The following is a 20375-nucleotide window of genomic DNA, read 5'->3' as shown; positions in this document are numbered from 1 at the left end:
GGGCTTGCCAAGTACGAGGGCGCGTAGCGGAAGTCCGCGAGGATCGGCCTGGGCACTTCCCCACTGCTGTCGTCAAGGTTTAGCGTGCCGACCCAGACGAGGCGCCTGTCTATGGCGGTATAAACGTAGAGGGGGGATTCAACGCTTTTCGCGCGCAGGTCAGACCTTGGCACGTGAAGTTCCTTTTTTAGGGAGTCGTTGCCGGTCCAGGCGATTGCCGAGTTCGTCGGCCTCGGGTGAGGCCAGCGCGAAGACCTGTCTGTCAAAGCCGTATACGAGGAGAGCTTCGATCAGCAGACCTGTGGCCACGCCAGGACTGCCGTCCTCAAGACGGGCCCAGGTGTTCCGCGTGACCCCCGTCCGCTGAGCAGCCAGAGCCGTTGACTCGCCGCGGCGGAGCCTGGCCGTCCGGATACCGGCGCCGATCGTTCGTAGGGCTTCTTCGGTCTGGAAAGAGTAAGGAGTCGCAACCTTCATTGCACTATAAATGTTGCCGAAATTTCGAAGTTGCTTCTTTTATAGCGCAAATATTCCGAATAGGCGAGCTGTTGTGCCCTCTCCCCTCGGCCAACGGCACTCAGTCTGTGGTGGCTTTTGCCGCCCACGGACTCGCCCCAGGTCGAGAATTGTCCCATCTCTCTGTCATTTCGTATCGTAGTGTCCTTTAATACGATACGGATAATCTCGGAGTGGCAATACGATATGGCCCGTCAAGGAATCTCCTACGAGCAGGTGGCAGCCGCCGCCGATGCGCTCATCGCCGAGCAATTAAAGCCGACGCTGACCGCCGTGCGTGAGCGGCTTGGCACCGGCAGCATGAACACGATCCATCGCCATTTGTCGACCTGGCAGGCCCAGCAGAAGCCGATGCCTCGCAAAATCAGTGAACCGAACGCCCGGCTGCTCGCCGCACTGGGCGCCGAACTTTCGAAGGTTGCAGATGAGGCAGCGGCTGACGCTGAGGCTGCACTTGCCCAGGCGCTAGGTGAACTCGCGGTGATCGCGACCAACGGCGAGGCACTGGAGGCGGAGCGCGATGAGTTGGCCCAGCAGCTCGTGGCTGTCAGCACCGAGCGCGACACGGCAGCAGGCAAGGCCGCCGAGCAAACTGCCGAGATCACACGGCTAAGCCAGGACGCCGTTCGTCAGCAGGAGGAACTGGCCAGCGTCCGACAAGCCCTAGCTCGGGCAGAGCTCCGTCTAGAAGCAGTGCCTCGCCTGGAGGCCGAGGTGGCAGCCTTGCGCACCCAACTGGCAAGTGAACAGAGCCTGCGAGCCGGGGTGGAGAAAGCCGCGGCAGTTGCGGAAGCGCAGCGAGTGGCGGAAGAGGCCGCCCGTCAGCGCGCTGAATTGCGACTGGGCGCAGCGGAGACGAGGGAAGCTGAGACCCGAAAGGATCTGGTGGAGGCCCACGCTGCCTATCAGGCCGTGCAGGGCCGGCTTACCGAGGCGGTCGGCTTGGCCGCCGGGGCTCAGGCTGAATTGAAAGAGCTGCGTGCCCACCTGGAAGGCACAAGCGAGGAGCCAGTCGCTGCCTCAAATCAAACCCCGCGCGAAGACCAGGCGTCGCCGTCGCGGGCAGGAGGCAAGTCACGACAGAAGTGAGAATCCGCCGTGTCCCCCTCTACCTTGGGCATGGCTGGATTTGCCGGTGGACTCACGGTGAGCGTCCGAGTCTAAGGCCCCTCCCCCGCGGTGCGCTCGTCTTCTGGCGGCTTTGCCGCCCACGACTCGGCCCAGGCCGAGCAATCGACCAGATTGAGAAAATCCGGGGGGGTTTGCCGCACGGTTGTGCGTCCAGGCGGTTAGTTGCACCCGGCGGATTCCGAATACGGCACTTGCTCGGAGGACAAATTCTGGCAGACTGTATCTTCCTATCAACTCCGGGGGTAACAGATGGAACCGAACGAGTTTGAGTCCTTGAAGAAATACCTGACGCAGGTGCTCAAGGAACTGAAGGACGCGGACGAGGAAGGCAGCATCGTGGTCTGCTCCATCCACAATCCCGATTTCACCTTCCGCCTTCGCAGAGTTGAACGCCACGAGCACGATCGTGTTTGGCTAGCGGGAAGCCCAATCAGTCCTTCGCCCACTGTGCATATCCCGCACACGGCATCAGTAGTCTGGAATCCCGACAATTACATGCTGATTTCCGCGACGGACCAGATCCTCGAGCCCGCGTTTATCGATTTAGCACGTCGGAACTAACAACGCTTGGGCTAGGCGGTCAAGCTGAATGAGAGGGGTGGTGACCCCTTAGATCTGCCCGCGCGCCGGTCGCCGCCAGCAATGCCCCGGTTGCCACCGCCGCGATGATCCCTCGCCTCATGGCTTCCCCGCCCTTCGTTGTGGTGTGGCAATTCTGCCAGATCGATCCCAGCACGAGACCACGCCCCCAACTCAGGCAATTCACTCGGTAAAGATCCCTTTTTGCCGCCTAGCTACTGGCGCGCTCCCAAACTTCCCTACAAATTTTTGACACTTCCCACTGGCCATGGCGTCCCCGTACGAGCCATCGCCAATAGTGGCATTAACGACCGCACCGTCACGAATCATGAAGTATGCCGGGCGAGCTCCCGTGTATCCACCATAACTGTTTTTGGCATTTATGAGGGCGCACACGACGAAGCCGTATTGCGCGCCGCCCAAGCCGTAGAAGCCTCTTTGCGGGGAATTCTGGAATTGGTATTGGGCGCTGAACGGGTCCTTTAGACGAGAGGACATATAGTCGCGAATGATCTCCTCGTAATTCATCGGGTAAGACCCATAGTCGGCAGCTGCGAGTTCACTCTCCGATGGCGGAAGCGCACAGCCTGACAACGAAACAGCAGCAACAAGAACCGCGAATGCGCGTCTCACAAGTCTTTCCTTTTCTTATGTGAAAGGCGCTAAGTTTGCCTCCTGGTCACCGCCCGCGTCTCCCCGCTTAGGGGGGATAGGAGGGTGTCGTGCTGCGAGCGCTGTGTAGTTAAACATCCCATTGCTCTGCACCTTTACACACCCCAGCGGCGCGACCCTAAGCAAAAAGCCGCGAACCCTTGCAGGATCACGGCTGTTCAATAGATGGGGCGCATCAGGGATACGACGCGCCTGAGGGTCCTGACGGCCTGCTTTACTGCTCCACTTCGGCTCGTTCGCTAGAGAAGGAATCAACGATCGCCTTCAGTTTCTCCGCCAACGCTTCCTGATGTTCCGTTGGGATATCGACGAGTTCGAGGCTCACACGTCCATCTGGGAAGGTCTTCAGTTGGCCAAGGGACCCTCCGCCATTGACCTTGAAGTCGTAGAGCTGGTGATACCGAGTCCGCGCCTTCTTGTTTGGCGCACTGGTATCCGCCAAGTCCCGGACCTGGAGCTCGAGTTGCCGGACGGTTTTCTTGCCGTCGATCACTGCAGACAGCGTGCGGTCAGCCACATCCTCGCCCACCTTGTCGAAGATCAGCTTGATGAAGTAGGCAGCCTGCAATCCGATTTGACTGGCCGATTCAGCCATTCGCTCAAGGATCGACCTTGGGAGGGAATTCAGCGACAACACCTTACTCACGTAGGTCTTGTCTCGCCCTACCCTCTCGGCCAATGCGTTCTGGTCTGCAAAGACAGCATCATCCAGCAGACGGCGCCAGGCAATCGCGTCGTCGAAGATCGTCTGCCGCTCGTGGTCATTGTTTGCTCGGTACGCGGTCGAGTACAGCTCTGCGGGAGCTTGATCAGCTCGTAGCTCCGCGTCAATGAGCGCTTCGCCGAGGGACTTTGTCGCCCGCAGCCGTCGCTCGCCATCGATGACCACGTATTTGCCTGGGTACTTCGGCAGTTGCGTGACCTTGATAGTCTCGATCTGGCCATCCCGCTTCAGCGTAACTGCAAGCTCCTGGATCTTGGCCTCTGGGTAGAACTCGCGGGGGTTGTACGGGTTTGAGATGCAGTCCGCAACCGCGATCCGAAGGCGGCCACCACTCGCGGGTGAAATGGAAGGCCCAGTTTTCGTCACTGGCGGGGAGTCGTGAACAGCGCGGATCGGCGCGACGGTTGCCGAGTGTGGCGGCGTTTCGGCGTCCGCACGCTCCCGCTCATCCAGGGCCGCTTGTTCGTTGTTCAGACCTTTCAGAAGTCCAGCTGCCAACGACAATCCGGTAGCCGCGGGCTTCTTCTTCACGCTATTTTGCTTACTCATTTAAGTCACCCTCTTTTCTTTGTCTCGGCAATGAACGTGGACAGCTCAACCGCCAAAGCCTCAATTTCGGCCCGGGCCTCCTTCAAGCCCCTCATGTAGCGGGTGCACTCGTGAACTGTCGTGCCGAGAGCAAAGACCTGACGATAGATCTCTCGTTGGGCGATCTGGCACTTTAGGAGATGGGTACCCACGTCCTGCTCCTCGAGCAACTTGATGATCTCCCCTCTCATCTTCGTCTTTCCGTTGACGGCATTGAGCATGAGGGCAGAGTTGAGGCCAGGATTGTCCCTGCGTCGAATAGCGGCCACTTCTCGAATCATTGCCAGGGTGCTGAACAGATCCGCTGGCGACGGACCCAAAGGCATGAGGCAGAAGTCAGCAACTTTCAGTACTTCGGGGGTGCGAGGATCTTCCAGATTGCCTGGGCAGTCGACAACCACGAGATCGTACTTCCGTTGGAGCTTGGCAATTTCATTGCCGATCTTGTTGCCGGCCGGCGCCAGGCTTGTGACGGCAATTCCGAGCGTTTCTGCCCCACTTGTCGCCCATCGAAGAGACGTGTTCTGAGGATCAGCATCGACCAGTGCGGTTTCGGTTCCACCGAGGTGAAAAGCAGACGCAAGGTTGAGACCCACTGTCGTTTTGCCGACCCCACCCTTCTGGTTAGCCAATGCGATCGTGTAAGCCTTCTTCATCAGATCCCTCCCGGTTCCTATATTTCGCGAATTCTATGCATCACAAAATATGGTAGCAAGATAATTTTCGATAACTTTCTGTTTGTGTGCTTTTCGTTGCATCTCACGGTGGCATTGGTTGCGGTGTCGCAACGATCTGTTGTCACGTAACAACCATCAAAGGCCAGCATTGCTCGCTGAGTTGCGGAATCGCGACATACCTGTTGTCACGTAACAACCCCAGAGGCGAGGTGCGAAGTCGAGCCTGATTCGCGGAGCGCAGACCGGGGGTGGTTGCTACGTTCTGTTGTCACGTAACAACCCAAGTGCAAATGCGCGCCAATCTGGCATTCGCATGGCAAGCGGTTGTCACGTAACAACCCAAATGGGACGCAGCGAAAATCGATCTTGGTAATCGCGGAGCGCAGACCCTGCGAGGTCGGAAACGGTCTGTTGTCACGTAACAAGCTAAACGCAGTGGGCACGACCACCTGAGAAGACCCGGCTAAATCGTTCCTGGTAGCCGCTCGGCCAGATCGGATCGCGAGCTCCCAACTGGCAGTTGTCACGTAACAACATGAGAAGACGCGGCGAGAATCGGTCTTTGTAATCGCTGAATTGCGAGACCAGCGGTTGTCACGTAATAACCCAAGTGCAGAGGCCTCGTTGGGGTTCGCATGGGCAAACGGTTGTCACGTAACAACCACCGATGGAAGCACCGCAAGGCGTGCGCATCTCGCGTACCAACCCAGGCAAAAGTACGGGCCGACATTTTGCGACCTTGCGCTCTTCACGCCTGCTACTCAGGACCGCTTGTGGGTTGTCACGTAACAACCCGGCCCGTATTGCTCCTCACACCTAGCTGCGCCCGAGTCATTTGTGGCTCACTCTGGCTATAGAGACCCCGGTTGTTACGTGACAACTGATCCGGCCCCAGAGAGCACCGCTCCGAAATGGGGCAGAGGTTACTCGTAGCGTGGACCAAAGCAAATGCCATCGGCTTTCTATGTCAAAGCATACGGTGCCTGCACCAGAGACGACAGAGGCGACGCGAGACGCTGGCACGTACAGTAATGCGTCTCATTTAACGATTGTTACGTGACAACTCTGATAAAACTCGGCCGTAGAGATCAGCATGAACCAAAAGAGTTGTGCGCCTCAAGAAACCTTAAAATCTCAAGCCGCTTGCCGTTCGTCCGACCAGCGCTTCACGTACTGGCCGAGCTCTGCCTTTAGCGCCTTACGGGCCATGATTGCAGCTTCTTCGGGTCGAGCCTTTACCTTTTGTCGGCGAGCAGCCAACTGGAAAGTCTGCTCCCTATAGAGTCCATCGAGAACCTGCAGGCGAGTGCCATCGTCCAGGCCTTCGAAAATTGCCAGGCCGTCCTCGATACTTTTCTCAATGTTTCTAGAAAACTCAATCTCCGCGGCCGGTACTTTCGGTTCGCCGGCGGCTACCACTAGGGCCACATTTCCCTTCGCTGCCTCGCGCTCCATTTCGCTTAGCGACCATCCTTCTTTGATCGCGCGCATGAGGTAAGCACCAGGTGATTTCACCCCGCCGACCTTAACTCGGTACTTCACAAGGTCAATAGCGGCACGGATGCGCTCGTCCGTGTTCACTTCCCGATTACTGATGAGCTCGTTGATCTGCTTCTTGCTGAGCCCGAACCCCTTCACCAACGTCTCGTAGAGATCTTTGAGTTCGTGTGGCTGCGCAAAGTCCAGGACCAGCTTACCCTCGGCGTTGTCCCTGACCTTGAACCTGATCGCGGCAACACGGCGCGATCCTGGTGAAGTCTTCGTCTCGTACTCGATGTACAGGTCGGTCAGCTCATTGATCTGCGCGATGTTCTTGTCCAGTACCAGGCGCTTGAATTGCTTGTATTCAGTAAGCGATTTCACTGTGTCCGCATTGACCCACTTCCGGACCTCTTCGACAGGAATCCAGTCCGTCCCGCCCTTAAAACGAAAGGTCCCGAGCCTTTCATAGAGGATGTATGCGTACTGGCTCAATGCGGCGGCCATGCGCACGGAGAGGTAGGTGAAGCGCTTCGGGTCCTTCAACTGCCGACGAATCATCTCGTCGACCTTGAAAACCACGCGACCCCCAGCGATCCCAACTGAACCTAACAAAGGCACTGACACCCATTGCGGCTCACCATCCTGATCGTCTACAGATACCTGGACAGATGAGCTTTGACATTCGCGCAACGCCTTCTTCAGGTGTCCGACGTTATTCGACGTCTCAAACTTCGCAAGCCACTTGAAGTAGCCGAGGTCGATGTCGTAGTGGGGGAGGTCGGGATTCTCTGATACGGTGAGCCACAGTGCATTGATGGCGCGCCTGGCGACCAATGACATGGGAGTAACGTCGACAAGAACGTTGCTCTTGCTGTACCCAATCTCCCGCGTTGATTCAGTTATCGAGGTCCCCGGCCCCAGCTCCTCGCGGACAGCGTTAAACAGGTCAAACCCTAGCTGTTCAGGGATGTTCTTCGGGAGATTTGACATGGGTAGCGGCGCCCAATTCACTAAGTGACGCTACTATCTCCACAAAGGTGTAATGAGTCAAGTATACGATTACACCTTTGCGGAAGGGTGTTGTGCGCTTGTACCAATCGATTACACCGTTCGCCCAAAAAATACCACCATACTCAATACCTTAAGTCATGAAACGCCCGCCCCATAAGGCTTTCAGGGTAGCCAGGTGTTCAGGACCAATGGTTAACACCTTGCACCAATCCATTGCACCTTTGCACCAATCAATGACACCTTCAGCGACCAACCAGTACCACCTTTGCGGCCCATTGCGGTACACCTTAAGACCAATGAATATCACCTTGGCACCAACGGTTAACACTTTGCTCCACGTAACTTATTGATTATCAAAGCGAAAAACGCTCCCGTATACGTTAGTTGGTTAACGTAAACAAAGCTGCTAGCTATCCGCAAATATTTGCGGAACGTCAAAACCGTCCCAGTTATCCACAGCCTCAGTCTGCATGCCGAGAGAACAGGGCAGCGTCAAGACGTGCATGCGCCGTTTCCTCTCAGGCCCTAAAAGAGGTGCACTTCATTGGTCCGCAACTCCAGGGGCTAACGAAGGTGACCCGTTTGGCCCACAAACACAAGCAACAGCTACTCGGACGGCAGCCCCTGGCACGACTCAACGCCACTGGCAGACCACTGGTGTAATCGTTTGGTCCGCACAGAGTTAACGGAGGACCGCGGCACTGATCAAGGTGCAATGAATTGGTCCGCAATCAGATCCAGCAAGCTCCTAGGCCTGTGATGGTGTAACCAGTTGGTCCGCAAACCCTCAATGCTGTGCATCATGCTGCTCATATACGCGAATCAAGGCTAGGCTGCGGGAAGTAACTACTTACGTCTCTCCGCAAAACTCTCACAGTCAACCAAACCGATGCACCATAGCGTGTATGAGCCGTTGCGGCCATCTGACTGCACCTTAAGGCGAGCGAAAGTGCCTTATATGCCATATCCGAGTTTCTTGCGGCCCAGATCGTTGCACCTTGAGGCGCGCCCAGGAGCACTGGTCGGCATATTTGAGTGATTTGCGGCCCAATCCATGCCACCTTGGAGCGCGTCGAGGGCATCGCCGAGTGATTTGCGGCCCAATTCATTACACCTTGGAGCGCGTCCAAGCGCATTGAAGCGCGCTGGAAGGCATAGCCGAGTGATTTGCGGCCCAATTCATTACACCTTGGAGCGCGTCCACGCGCATTGAAGCGCGCTGGAAGGCATAGCCGAGTGATTTGCGGCCCAATTCATTACACCTTGGAGCGCGTCCACGCGCATTGAAGCGCGCTGGAAGGCATATCCGGTGGTTTGCGGCCCAACTCATTGCACCTTCAAGCGCGTTGAAGCTCACTGGAGGGGCATAGCCGAGTGTTTGCGGCCCAAATCATTGCACCTTGAAGCGCGTTCAAGCGCATTGAAGCGCGCAGGCCGGCCTAGTCGACCGGTTTGCGGCCCAATTCATGCCACCTTGGAGCGCGTCCAAGCGCATTGAAGCGCACTGGAAGGCATAGCCGAGTGGTTTGCGGCCCAATTCATTGCACCTTGAAGCGCGTCCAAGCGCGCTGAAGGGCATAGCGAGCGATCTGCGGCCCAATTCATTGCACCTTGGGGCGCGTTCAAGCGCGCTGGAGGCATGGGTGACTGGTTTGCGGCCCAATTCAATGCACCTTCGGACGCGTCAACGCAAGAGGGGCACGGCCCGGGGCATTTGCGGCCCAAACCACTGCACCTTGGGGTCGTGTCCCGAACATCTCGGGGCCGCAAAATAGGTAAGTTCGGAATTGGTGGGCCGGGTGGGATTCGAACCCACGGTGTCCTTACGGAGGCGGATTATGAGTCCGCTGCCTGCAACCAGCACGGCGTCCGGCCCAGGGAAGCGGCGCGCCGCCCCAGAAGGCGGCAATCGTAAAGGAAACAAGTCGCGGTGACTACATGCGCTGAATGCGCCTCTCGTTGCCGTTAGTCGTGCGTCATCCGCGGGTTGCTCTCAATGCAGAAAAAAAAGCCTGCAGCTCAAGGCTCCAGGCTTTCTCACGTTTGATGGGAGACCTATGTTGCTGGCCGCCACCCCTTGTCAAGCTTTGCCGCCCACCTGAGCCTAATGCACGGAAGGGCGGCTAAAGGTCTCGCGCGCGTGGGCTGATGCATCCACAGGCAGCTCGATCCCGGGGTTTCTCGCGCGCAGATCAGCAATCACCTCGTTCGGCACGTGCTCGCCGCGTTCGCAGGCCGCGACGACCAGGTCGCTGTGCACCATCGACCGGACCGAGTGCGGAGTCAGGCGAGGATTGTCAGAATGAAAGAAGATCATTGCCTTGGCCCCCGGCATCTGGAAGGTCCGAAGATCACAATTCAGCGCGCGATTTAGGAGTTGCGTGACCGACGACGCGATCCACTCCCCACGCGGGGCGAGTTCGAGCCCATCCTTCCCAACAGCAGCTCGGTCATAGATGCGACCCAGCTCAGTGCGCAATGCGCTGAGGTCCTGGGCACCCGCTGGAGCTTGTGTGCCTTCAACAACCTGCATGCGCGATTCCTTCACCCCGTTTCCCCGGATCACCGGAATGGCGAGCGAGGCGAGCTCGAAGTCCTCGAGCGGCATGCACCACGAATCGACATCGGCCAGCCGCGCCGCGCGCGCCGCGCGGAGGGCCTTGTTGCTCTCGACATCGGCGGCGACGACATTGCCTGCCTGGTCGAGCAGCCTGTACTCGACAGCATAGCCGCGACGTCCGCGCTGCCAGACCAGATCCTTTAAGAGCGGGTCGGTCTCGCGGGCAACATTGCTCGCGTGTTGCATGAAGGTGACGATCGGCGCTGCACCAAAGGTATTAAGCAGCAACCGCTGCGCGCTTTGACGCCGCATTGGTACCTCTGTGCCGAAGGGCACTTCATAAGGCTCAGGGTCGGGCTTCGGGGCGAGGCCTCGGCCGGTTCGCCAGGCGTCGCTGAGCGCGACAGCCAACGCCCTTATCACGTCGCCGTTCAAGGGGCCTCCGCTGGCGATACAAACGGGTTCGGACTCAGATGCGCGGGAGACGTAGAGGGAAGTGACATCACCTTGCGTCTTGGCGAAGCACCGGCCAATCCAGTCCGCCGGCAGATGGATCCCTTCGAGATGGAGTTTGCTAATCATTGGTCACGCTGCAGCCAGCAGCGCCTCTTCGTCGTGTTCTTGTCGCTTGCCGTTCGCAGCTCGTTCGCCCCCGAGTGCGTAGATGAGGGCGGCGATAAGCTTGCTCAGTTCGCCGGCCATCAATGCGAAGTCGGCGTTGAATCTTGCGTCCGCATCTTCACCGTTGTCCTTCGATTCGTCCTTTATGACATCCAGAGCCTTGACCTTCTTCACTGCCAGGGCGCTTGTCAGAACAAACGAGACTCGGTCTTCCCAGGTCATTGCCAACTGCGTGCACCGTTTGCCGCCGGCAAGGTGGTGGCCAAGATCGGCTGCATCCAGGCTGTGGTTAGCGAACTTCACGGTCGACTTGCCCTCGCCGGAATCCTTGAGCTCGGCATCTTGGTCGACTGTGAAACCGGCTGGAGCATCGTCGCTGGCCAGCCAATCCGTCATAGCAGCCGCGGGTGACACATGGCAATGCAGCTGCGTCGCCTCAAGCCGATCAATCGAGCGGAAGAGGGCGCTTACGATGAGATCGACCTTCGAGCCAATGGCGTCGATGCAGATCAGCTTATTGACTGGATCGATCCATACGGCTGTCTTACTGCGCGTCGCAAAGGCTTTGGGCAGGAGCTCGCGGGTGACTTCCTCCTTTAACTCTTTCATTTGCTTTCGGCCGACCTTGTATCCTTGCCGGGCCTCAATTTCTGCCGCCCGCGCAGCTAAGGCATCTTTAACGACGGCGCCTGGGAGCACCTTCTTCTCGATACAGTAAGTAAGCAGAACCTGCTCGCCTACTACATGGGCCAGCGGCCCGTCAGTGCGGGGAGCTACCCAGCCGCTTGAGGTGAAATCACTGCTGCCACAGGGCGTGAAAGCTTGCTTTGCAAGCGCGTCGTCGAGTCCGTGGACACGAAGTCCAAGGCTTACGAGCCGAAGCACCGTCGCATTCTTGAGCCACATAGAAGTCCCTTGTTGGTGACGCGCCGGTGTATCCGGCGCTATATCCTGCGTTTTACAGATATACCGATAAATAAATACTTGCACTAGGCAGCTGGGCGCATTGATGCTGAGTGTCGCTGTGAGCCAGAGTCCGTCATCAAGAGGGGCACGGCCACTCGGCGCTCGCCCGGAGTGGAGTCGGTTCGGCCGTCGTCCAGAATGCTGACCGACCCGATGGAAGGGTCATACATGCCAACATTGAGTTCATCGCCGCGGTTGAAATAAACCACCGAGCCAGGCGTTGCTGCGGACCGGCTATATGCGCGGTCAAACCAAACCCCGGCATCGAGCAGGATCTGCTCTGCATCGACCTGGGAGGCTGCGTGCTGTCGCCCGGCCCAGCGGGCAACGTGGTCAGTCCGGCTGCGGGCAAACTGCTGGCGTACGAAGATGGCCAACTGGCTGTTCAGGGCCGTTGCCGGAACCCGTACTGTCGGCCCCAACATCCGCGTGTCACCAAAGGCGAGGGCACCCAGCCAGCTTTCGCCGTCGGCGGCGCGGATCAGCCGGCAGACGTCCATCGTGTCGGCATCTTCCACCAGGTAAATGTCTGCGCCACCGTGCTGCCGGAGGTTGCTGAAGCCGGCGCGCGCCGCCTCGAAGAAGTAACCCGGAGTTTGGCGCTCCCTGTAGGCGACACGCCACCAGTGTGCGATCTGCTCCACGGAGCGGGCCTGGGCAATGAAGTGGCCAAGGTCGTCAAACTCGAGATTCCGCTCATCCGCAAACTCTATCGCCGCGCGGAGAAAAGCCCGATCCGTGCACTGGCTTAGCGCCAGTTCGACATGTGCCTCAGCACCCTCCTGGCTCCCAAAAGCCGCCTCGAGGATGTCGCGAGCCGAGGGGAAGGCACGGCTCAATTCCTCAAGGAGGAGCGCAGTAAGGCTGACAACCTGGAGCGTGAGTCCGCGCGCCTGCGCCTGCTTTTCCAGTTCTGAGGCGATCGCATTGCGCTCGTTCTCGGAAACGCCGTTCAGACCAATAATCTGTGGATCCATTTGAGACCTTGGCGACGATAGTTGGAGGTCTAGCGCATCCGCGGACGGGAGTCGGCTCCCTGCTGGTCGTCGTCCGGATCATCCTCCCGCTGCTCGGCAAGGTCACCGGCAGCCAGCTGCGCGAAGACCGCCGCAACGATTTGCACGTCGGAGGCGTCGCCTGGGATCTGCGCTTCACCGGAAACGCGCTGCATCCAGGCGAAAAAGCTATCTGCCGTGCGACCAACCGTCGTGAAGGAATCCGCCACATCGCTGGAACCGGGCGTCTCTTCGGCGGGCAATGCCAGAGCACCAGTCTTCCAGAGGGAAAAGGCGTGAGCAGCCGTTTCGCGTGGGTTGTTGCACTGGGCAGCAGCCCGGATCAGTCCCTTCTTCGCGAGGCATTTGACTGTGAGGGTGTGCAAAGGCGAGCCAGCTTGGAAAGCCCGGTCGATTGCCTCATTCTTCTTGGGCTCTATCAGATGCTCCTGCGCGTAGTGCCAGCATTCGTGATAGAAGACGCGGTCCGGCTCTTTGGCGCGCGAGGAAAGGAGAATCATCCGGTTCAACTGGCTGCCGGCGACCTCCATACCAGCGGCATCGTAGATGTGGGAGGCGAGTCGGACGGATGCGACCGATCCCAGCATCTCATGTGCGCGGGTGAGATACGCCCGTTGGTACTCGGGCAGGTCGTCGTTCATGACGGCAAGGGTGTGGCGCAGAGCATCGCGGGAATACATGGGTTGGGGCTTCAAAAGGACCTCCCTGGCTTGTGGCGTCATGTCGAACCCCGGCACGCTGTGCTCGGGGCCATTCTCCTGGAACTGCACTGTAGTCATCCGGATCTTCTGGTCGCTTCCCTTGAGAGCCTTCTCGGCAATCTTCGGGAGGATCTTCAGATAGAAATCATTCAGGCCGTCGCTTTGGCGCTCGTTGTTCCAGCCATTGCGCATGTTGGCGGTGATCCATCCCACGCGGCGGATTGCGGGATCCTCTGCAGCCCGCTGGAGGGTTCGGCGCAATACGAGGCCCGACCAGACCTCAGTGTTCGTCACGAAGGGCCCCTTGGCGATCCCGGTCCATTCCTGGCGGCGCCCGCGCTGGGCCCAGTCGGACTGGATTTCCTCGATCATGAAAAGATCTCCACGCACGGTGGTACGCGCATGGGCGAGAAGGTTGGCGATCTTCTGGCCGGGACGCTCCGGGTCCTCCATATCCGAGAAGTGGTGGGCCGAAAAGTCATGAGCCTTGCCGACGGAAGCCAGTAGAGCGCGGCGCTCCGCGTCGAGTCGGACAACGGCGCCAGGATCCCGAGCGAGGCGATCGAGATCGAAATCGAGCTCCTCAAGTTCGAAGCGGATCTCGTCCATCCGGTCTTCGATGTTCGCCTTCTGACTGTTGAGGACGTACAGCGTCTCCTGATAGACACTCGGCCCGGGCTGCTTGAAGCCGGCGTATTTCGGGCGTCCGAGGTCGATCTCCTTGATTGTGGGAGTGGTGGACACAAGCAGCTCCATCAACTCCTCCCGAGTCAGCGACTGCTTAGGATCGCGTAACTCCAAGGTAGGAAGCAGGTTCGAGTCCTCGATCTCGTTGCCTTTGACGCCCTTCTGAGTCAGCTTCCCGATTAGTGAAATCCACTGCGCCACCGGGGCCTTCGTTTGGGACTTGGCGATTTGGTCCGCCAGGACACTATAGAGCCGGGACGATGGGCCGGCATTGAGGTATCGGTAAGGGCTTCTCATGGCTATCAGAAAGGGCAGCAAACCGGATTGAACGGCGCCAACATCATATTGTGTATTATGATTGTAACCGTAAATTATTGAAACTATCGGTAACGTGCCCAGATGGCCATACTCTCCAATCCGACCCTTGACAGGACCGTTGTTCGGCTAGGCTTGCGTCGTCTTGAGGAGGCGCTGCTGTGTGCGCCGGCGAGGCATCAGGACTTCCGCCGCGTATCCCAACGGTTCGCGGAAGCGGCAGGGTCCGAGCGTGCAGTACCAATGCTCGTGCGGGTAGTGGAGCGTGATGACGGTAGGGCTGCAATCCTTGGCTTTGCGTCGGGCTCCAAGGCGCCACTGAAGTCTCCATTTGGAAGATCCACCGCGCGATTGGACATCTCGGTCGCAGACGCGGCAGGCGTCCAGGCCAGCATGGGCATCTTCGGGGCAGTCTGGGGTTGGAAAGACACGCAGGTCGGAGACTCACTATTAGTCATGGCCCGCCCTGTCCGCTTTGGACCGAAGCTCTGCCTGGACAATGTGGAGCAGCTAGACACTCGGTATGTTGGCAAGGTGATGCCGATCTACCTGGGCATACCAGGACGCGTGGCCGGAAACGCGGTGAACGCCCTGGTCGGCCACGTACTGGATCAGGACATCGATCTTGCACTCAGTTCTGCCGTCGCCGCTATCTGCGAAGCATGCGGGCTTTCTGACGAACAGATTCTCGATGCCTGCGAGGCTCCGGAGCAATTCTCTGACCTAGAAGATCTGTTAGCCGCGCTACATGCGCCGGCGACTCCGGAGGAGGGCAGCTCCGCGCTCCTCGTGGCTAAGCGCATTGCCTGCCTGGCTATCCAAGCAGCAGCACTTCGGCAGAACGCCAGAGCGCCACACCCAGACGCCGCGGTTGGCGGCGGCGACGGGATCGTTGAGCGGGCGGCAACGCTGCTACGGTCGCAACCGGAGACGCCTACCGGGGACCAGGAGCGCGTTACCGCTGGAATTGCGGCTGCACTCCAGGGCAGCACACCAATGAATGGTTTGCTTTGTGGGGATGTTGGCACCGGCAAGACACTGGCCTATCTCGCGCCAGCTGTCGCCGCACACCAGATGGGAGCCCGCGTTGCCATCGTTGCTCCGACATCGTTGCTGGCCGATCAGATCGCCCGGAATCTAGTGCGCCGCTTTGGCGACGCGGTCGCGGTGCAGCGCGTGGAAGCGGGGGGCAAGATCACCGACCCGCAGGCGATTCTCGTCGGTACCGCCGGGCTGACCACCGTCGCCGCCAAGGCTAAGTACACGCCAAACTTCCTCATCGCCGACGAACAGCACAAGCTCGACACGAACACGCGCGAGAGGATGGTCGCCCCCTGGACCCACGTCCTTGACGTCTCGGCGACGCCGATACCGCGCACCATGGCGCTATCACTGTTCCCCGGCGTGCAGGTATTCACGATTGATGAGCAGCCAGTCCAGAAGTCGATTCAAACCCGCCTGATTGATGTCGGGCACCGGAAATTGACCGTCGGCGCTATCCAGGCGGCGGTTGCTGCGGGCAAGCGCGCGGCGATCCTGCTCCCTCGAGTGGGCTCTGGCAGCGATGCTGGCCAGGATGGCGAGGTCGCCAACCGTTCGTCTGTGCTGAAGGCCGCGGAGCAATTCGAGAAGGCGTTTCCCGGCAAGGTGGCGACGCTCTATGGCGACATGAGTGACGAAGAGAAGCGGGGCGCTATTGAAGGCGTGGCCAGCGGGCGCACGCCGATCGTCATTGCATCGACCGTGTTCGAGACCGGCATCGATATCCCGGATGTGGCCGTAATGGTGATCCGTGACGCCGACCACTTTGGCATGTCCCAGCTTCACCAGATGCGGGGTCGGCTAGCGCGGGCCGGCGGCAGCGGGGAGTGCTTCCTAATGGTCGAGGACCTGCCGGCCCTGTCACCAGAGACACGAAACCGGCTGGAGGCTATGACGCGAATTTCGAATGGGTTCGAGTTGGCGGCACACGACATGGTTAATCGGGGCGCAGGTGAGTTCGAGGGCGCTGCCCAGAGTGGCGCAACAACCAGCGTGTTCAAGCTCGTTCCAATCAGGCCGCGCGATCTGTTGGAGAACCGCATCGAGCTCGCAGTGACTCTTGACCAGGCGGAGGAGCGCGACGACCTGGCCAATAGGCGCTTCTCGCAAAACAGGCTGTTCAACTAACAAGGGGCCCCGCGGCCCGTTCGATTCACGAAAGGAGAACCTATGGTGGGAATCACCTTCGCCGGCGGACAGCCGGAAGACGTTCAGTTCAAGGAAGTCGACGCGTCGGCGCCGCCGGGGCAGAGGCGCCCGGTAGCGCAGGCCGCATCCGAGGCAACGGGAAACGACAAGAAGGGCTGGGCGGCCGGCTATTCGATGCTGGACAAGGATAAGTCCATGATCGGACAAGTCGTGGATTGGATCGTCCGGTTCTTGAAGGCCGTCAAGGACTTCATCTGGCGCCTTTTCGGAAGGAAGCCAGGTGAAGGGGAAGCGCCGGTCGCAGCGGCGCCGTCTGATGGTGGCACTACCGCGGAGCATACGGATAGGCAAGAAGCGGGACCGGCGGTTGCAAAATTCGTCGAACGCGGGGACCGCACGCCCATCCACGGCAGCCCAAGCACCGATGCGGAGGCGCCCGCCGAGGCGCAAGCAATCGGAGTGGCGGCCTCCCAGGCAAGCGGCTTTCCTGCAGATGCAGTCAGGCGGGCAGCGGAGGAAGTCGTGCAGCGCTGGCCGGCTCTGGGCGCTGAATTGCTCAAGGATCCCGAGATCCTGAGAGAGGCGCAGGGAATGATGGCCAAGGATGGCGGCCCGGACAAGGTCGGCGAATACCTTATGCGCTTGGCGATGGAGCATGACCACGAAGCGCAGGCACAGGCCCTGATCAGCCAGCTGGAGCAAAAGCTCAAGGAAGCTGGCATCAGCGATCACAACAATGGTCTCGGCCTGAATCGGCGTGACCTGGCCCGCATGATGATCTTCGGGATGGAGGAGCCCGGGACGCGGCAAGCGCTAATGCCCCAGGCAAAGCGGATCGTCGAGGCCTTCCTGAAGGAGCCACAGCTCATCCAGCAACTCGCGGCGAACCTAGCCGTGCGCGCCGGCAAACTCGGCATTCAGGAGATTGCCCCCAACTCGGAGAAGCCCTCAGGTGATGCACCGGCCAAACCCAAGGGGTTGACGTTTGGCCCGCCGACGAAGCGCGCGGCTGGAGGCGAAATCGAAGATCCGGATGACGCATACCTGGCCAATCGGGATCGACCGGTGCAGTAAGCAAGCGGCCTGGGAGGGCGCGTCCCCACTCAAGGCGATTGGGGCCCGGCGACCAGGTCGCGCGGCGATGAGCAGAAAGCCGAACTCTTCATCGCCGATTTACCCGCATGACCACGGGCAGGAAACGACCCTTCTGAGACATCCGACAGCCTCGAGCCGAGCGGCCGGTTCGGCCCGAGAAGCTGCCGTTCGCTGACTGGGGAAAGAATCGAAGTTGACCAGGTTTGCGAGTGCGACGACAGGCGCGCCTCCACCGTCTTTCCTCCGCCGTATATCCCTTGAACACGCGGGCTGGCGTGCCGGCATCGTGCATAATCTGCGCAAACAGGTGGCACAGTGCCCGCTGGCACCCGTTCGACGAAGGACTGTCGCGCGCGTTCTGTACCTATCTTGCCGTATGAGAGGCGCAAGACTGCCCCGGTGGATCTTCGCGTTTCACGCATCGGAAGCCCACATGACAAGTCGCCGTGTCCACCGGCTGGGGGTAGCGGGCGGCCGGGCGATAGCGTTGGCAATAGTTGGGCGCGCACAGGTACGATCCGCCCTTGAGGACCTTGCGGGGAATGCGGCTTTCCGGTTCGCGGCTGTCGTAGCTTTCGCGCATGTCAGCGCCTCGCGGATTCTGCGGGATGCAGCAGGGGTTGCCCGCCCGCGCGCCGGCGTGCCGGGACCGATACCAGTCGGCGGTCCATTCCCAGACATTGCCGGCCATCTGGTACAGACCGTAGCCGTTGGGCTGGTACGCCGCGACCGGAGCGGTGCGCTCGTACCCGTCGGTGCACAGGTTTTGCCAGGGAAACTCGCCCTGCCAGGTGTTCGCCATGTGCTGGCCGCCTGGCGTGAGTTCGTCGCCCCAGACGAATTCGGCGCCGTCCAGTCCGCCTCGCGCGGCGAACTCCCATTCGGCTTCGGTGGGCAATGCCAGGCCGGCCCAGGCGGCATACGCCTCGGCGTCTTCGTACGCCACCTGGACGACCGGGTGATCATCCAGGCCGGCAACGGAACTGCCCGGCCCGAGTGGATGCCGCCAGTTCGCGCCCGGCACGTAGGACCACCAGTTCCCGATGTTGCGCACGTCGACACGCTGCGGCGGCCTGGTGAACACGAGCGCGCCGGGAACCAGCAGTTCAGGCAGGGCACCGGGATACATGGCCGGATCCAGCGGACGCTCGGCGACGGTGACGTAGCCGGTTTGCGTGACAAACCGGGCAAACTGGGCATTCGTGACGGCGGTCCGCGCGATCCGGAACGGGGACACTTTCACCCGGTGCGACGGCCCTTCGTCAGGGTAGTGGCGATCCGATCCCATCAGGAACGACCCGCCGGGGAGCCGGACCATCCCTGCATCCGGATCGATCTCCGGGGTCATGGCGTCACGCCTGCTGTTCATGGCCGTGCTTCGGGAGGCTGGTACGGGTCAGGTGTTCCCATCGGGATCAGGGGAGCCTTTTTCACGCTCGCCTCGAATGCGCCGATCATCTTCAGCATGGGACCAAGCACCCAGCTCGAGAAGGCGCGCTTGTGCTCGTCTTCCTGCGGATTGGTATAGAGGTCGAACAGGCGCGGAATGCCGAGCTTGACGGGCGGGGCTTCCATGTTGTCCTGCTGGTAGAAGTGCACCTTGTAGTTGTGCCATTTGACCGCTTGCAAGCGGTTGTCCACCCAGATCAGGATGCCCTCGCGGGCGGACTTGTCGGTCTTGCCCTCGAAAAAGCCGGTCTGGTCCACGCCATCGATCGGGCGGTCCCCCGGCACGCGTGCGCCGGTCACGTGAGCGATGGTGGGGAACAGGTCGACGCCGTGCACGATCTCGTCGCTGACGCGGCCGGCCGGCACCTTGCCCGGCCACCGGATCATGAAGGGTACCCGGATACCTCCCTCGTATGCCGTGAAGTACTGCCCGCGCCAGGGCCCGGACCAGCCGTCCCACGGCTTCAGGTACTCGGCGCCGTTGTCGCTGGCGAAGATGACGATGGTGTTGTCGCGCACGCCGAGACGATCGACCGCGTCCAGCATCTGGCCGACATTCGCGTCCATCTCGGCCAGCATGTCGGCCCAGTCGCCGTTGCCGGTCTTGCCGGCAAAGCGGGGGTTCGGCACCGTGGGATAGTGCGGCTGGGTCAGGCTTGCAAACGCGAAGAAGGGCTTTCCGGCCTTGACCTCCCGCTCCATGAACGCGATCGAGCGGCGTGTAAGGTCGGCATCCATCAGGCGGCGTTGCTCCAGGTCATAGACCCGAAGCTCCCGGCTTTTCTCGCCCTTGCGGCCTTCCATGATGTACTCCGGCTTCATCCGGTCTGGCGAGAAGCCATTGGAGCCGGGCCAGAGCGCCTCGTTCGTGGTGCGGGGGATCCCATACCATTCGTCGAAGCCCTGGTCGTTGGGCAGCCGGCCGTCCGTGCTGCCCAGATGCCACTTGCCGTAGAGGGCGGTGGCGTAGCCTGCGTCCGAGAGCGACTCGGCCATGGTGACTTCCCATTGCGTGAGTCCATCGGCCGCGCCGCCGATGGGCACGGAATAAGTGCCAGACCGGATCGCGTAGCGGCCCGTCAGCATGCTGGAGCGGCTGGGCGTGCATTGCGGCTCCATGTTCATGTTGGTGAGGCGCATGCCTTCGCCGGCCAGCCTGTCGATGCGCGGTGTGGGCGCGCCGCGCAAGGCGCCGCCGCCGTAGACCCCAAGCTCGCCGTAGCCGAGGTTGTCCACCAGGATGAGCAGGATGTTCGGCTTCTGCTGCTGCGCCGCCGCGACAGAAGAGCCGAGCAGGGCGGCGGCTGTCACGAGGGTCGTGGCGACCAGCCGGGTCAGCCGGTGGACGCGCGGCGTCTTGCTTGCGTGCATGGGTTTCATGGCGTGTCAGGAACG

At 60.2% G+C, this 20375-nt stretch carries 15 protein-coding genes and 1 tRNA gene; 4 read left to right on the top strand and 12 right to left on the bottom strand.

All coding sequences use genetic code 11. The annotated features are described in order from the left end of the window. Positions 1-159: 159 nt before the first annotated feature. Positions 160-477, bottom strand: a complete 318-nt coding sequence (locus K2O51_RS31495; RefSeq protein ID WP_220631727.1) for a helix-turn-helix domain-containing protein — start codon at positions 475-477, stop codon at positions 160-162. Between the two features lie 225 nt (positions 478-702). Between K2O51_RS31495 and K2O51_RS31490 the strand changes: the two genes are divergently transcribed. Next, positions 703-1605, top strand: a complete 903-nt coding sequence (locus tag K2O51_RS31490; protein ID WP_220631726.1) for a DNA-binding protein — start codon at positions 703-705, stop codon at positions 1603-1605. A gap of 315 nt (positions 1606-1920) precedes the next feature. Next, positions 1921-2208, top strand: coding sequence for a hypothetical protein (locus K2O51_RS31485; protein ID WP_220631725.1), 288 nt, complete (start codon positions 1921-1923; stop codon positions 2206-2208). Positions 2209-2409: 201 nt separating this feature from the next. Here the strand turns inward: K2O51_RS31485 and K2O51_RS31480 are convergent, their stop codons facing one another. The 9 genes from K2O51_RS31480 to K2O51_RS31440 form a co-directional block, all read right to left on the bottom strand. Then, positions 2410-2859 (bottom strand): hypothetical protein, encoded by a 450-nt coding sequence (locus K2O51_RS31480; protein WP_220631724.1) that lies wholly within the window; start codon positions 2857-2859, stop codon positions 2410-2412. Positions 2860-3112: 253 nt separating this feature from the next. Continuing rightward, complete coding sequence (locus K2O51_RS31475; protein WP_220631723.1) at positions 3113-4171, bottom strand: ParB/RepB/Spo0J family partition protein; 1059 nt, start codon at positions 4169-4171, stop codon at positions 3113-3115. A 5-nt stretch (positions 4172-4176) separates the two neighbouring features. Continuing rightward, on the bottom strand, positions 4177-4866 hold the full coding sequence (locus tag K2O51_RS31470) for an AAA family ATPase (protein WP_220631722.1): 690 nt from the start codon (positions 4864-4866) through the stop codon (positions 4177-4179). 1155 nt (positions 4867-6021) lie between these two features. Next, a complete protein-coding gene (locus tag K2O51_RS31465; RefSeq protein WP_220631721.1) occupies positions 6022-7359 on the bottom strand; it encodes a replication initiation protein in 1338 nt (445 codons plus the stop codon). A 1809-nt stretch (positions 7360-9168) separates the two neighbouring features. Beyond that, a tRNA-Ile gene (locus K2O51_RS31460) sits at positions 9169-9256 on the bottom strand. A 228-nt stretch (positions 9257-9484) separates the two neighbouring features. Further along, complete coding sequence (locus tag K2O51_RS31455; protein WP_220631720.1) at positions 9485-10522, bottom strand: hypothetical protein; 1038 nt, start codon at positions 10520-10522, stop codon at positions 9485-9487. Positions 10523-10525: 3 nt separating this feature from the next. Then, positions 10526-11467: a recombination-associated protein RdgC gene (locus K2O51_RS31450; protein ID WP_220631719.1), complete on the bottom strand. Its 942-nt coding sequence runs from the start codon at positions 11465-11467 to the stop codon at positions 10526-10528. Positions 11468-11550: 83 nt separating this feature from the next. Then, the gene (locus tag K2O51_RS31445) at positions 11551-12504 is read right to left on the bottom strand and encodes a hypothetical protein (RefSeq protein WP_220631718.1); all 954 of its coding nucleotides are present in this window, start codon (positions 12502-12504) and stop codon (positions 11551-11553) included. 29 nt (positions 12505-12533) lie between these two features. Beyond that, complete coding sequence (locus tag K2O51_RS31440) at positions 12534-14132, bottom strand: hypothetical protein (protein ID WP_220631717.1); 1599 nt, start codon at positions 14130-14132, stop codon at positions 12534-12536. A gap of 570 nt (positions 14133-14702) precedes the next feature. On the opposite strand from K2O51_RS31440, the gene K2O51_RS31435 reads away from it, so the two are divergent. Then, complete coding sequence (locus K2O51_RS31435; RefSeq protein WP_220631716.1) at positions 14703-16415, top strand: DEAD/DEAH box helicase; 1713 nt, start codon at positions 14703-14705, stop codon at positions 16413-16415. Positions 16416-16457: 42 nt separating this feature from the next. Further along, the gene (locus K2O51_RS31430) at positions 16458-17510 is read left to right on the top strand and encodes a hypothetical protein (protein ID WP_220631715.1); all 1053 of its coding nucleotides are present in this window, start codon (positions 16458-16460) and stop codon (positions 17508-17510) included. Positions 17511-17895: 385 nt separating this feature from the next. On the opposite strand, the gene K2O51_RS31425 is transcribed toward K2O51_RS31430, so the two are convergent. After that, positions 17896-18879 carry a formylglycine-generating enzyme family protein gene (locus K2O51_RS31425; protein ID WP_245001971.1) on the bottom strand — a complete coding sequence of 328 codons (984 nt, stop codon included), beginning with the start codon at positions 18877-18879 and terminating at the stop codon, positions 17896-17898. 17 nt (positions 18880-18896) lie between these two features. Continuing rightward, positions 18897-20360, bottom strand: a complete 1464-nt coding sequence (locus K2O51_RS31420) for an arylsulfatase (RefSeq protein ID WP_425333005.1) — start codon at positions 20358-20360, stop codon at positions 18897-18899. Positions 20361-20375 lie beyond the last annotated feature (15 nt).

The organism is Cupriavidus pinatubonensis (genome assembly GCF_019602855.1).
Lineage (GTDB): Bacteria > Pseudomonadota > Gammaproteobacteria > Burkholderiales > Burkholderiaceae > Cupriavidus > Cupriavidus pinatubonensis.
This window is presented reverse-complemented; position numbering and strand designations above follow the sequence as displayed.

What these genes read in the sequence shown, in the direction of transcription:
- K2O51_RS31495 (WP_220631727.1), bottom strand. Translation starts at nt 477, where the DNA reads ATGAAGGTTGCGACTCCTTACTCTTTCCAGACCGAAGAAGCCCTACGA.
- K2O51_RS31490 (WP_220631726.1), top strand. Translation starts at nt 703, where the DNA reads ATGGCCCGTCAAGGAATCTCCTACGAGCAGGTGGCAGCCGCCGCCGAT.
- K2O51_RS31475 (WP_220631723.1), bottom strand. Translation starts at nt 4,171, where the DNA reads ATGAGTAAGCAAAATAGCGTGAAGAAGAAGCCCGCGGCTACCGGATTG.
- K2O51_RS31470 (WP_220631722.1), bottom strand. Translation starts at nt 4,866, where the DNA reads ATGAAGAAGGCTTACACGATCGCATTGGCTAACCAGAAGGGTGGGGTC.
- K2O51_RS31465 (WP_220631721.1), bottom strand. Translation starts at nt 7,359, where the DNA reads ATGTCAAATCTCCCGAAGAACATCCCTGAACAGCTAGGGTTTGACCTG.
- K2O51_RS31455 (WP_220631720.1), bottom strand. Translation starts at nt 10,522, where the DNA reads ATGATTAGCAAACTCCATCTCGAAGGGATCCATCTGCCGGCGGACTGG.
- K2O51_RS31450 (WP_220631719.1), bottom strand. Translation starts at nt 11,467, where the DNA reads ATGTGGCTCAAGAATGCGACGGTGCTTCGGCTCGTAAGCCTTGGACTT.
- K2O51_RS31445 (WP_220631718.1), bottom strand. Translation starts at nt 12,504, where the DNA reads ATGGATCCACAGATTATTGGTCTGAACGGCGTTTCCGAGAACGAGCGC.
- K2O51_RS31435 (WP_220631716.1), top strand. Translation starts at nt 14,703, where the DNA reads ATGGCCCGCCCTGTCCGCTTTGGACCGAAGCTCTGCCTGGACAATGTG.
- K2O51_RS31430 (WP_220631715.1), top strand. Translation starts at nt 16,458, where the DNA reads ATGGTGGGAATCACCTTCGCCGGCGGACAGCCGGAAGACGTTCAGTTC.
- K2O51_RS31425 (WP_245001971.1), bottom strand. Translation starts at nt 18,879, where the DNA reads ATGACCCCGGAGATCGATCCGGATGCAGGGATGGTCCGGCTCCCCGGC.
- K2O51_RS31420 (WP_425333005.1), bottom strand. Translation starts at nt 20,360, where the DNA reads ATGAAACCCATGCACGCAAGCAAGACGCCGCGCGTCCACCGGCTGACC.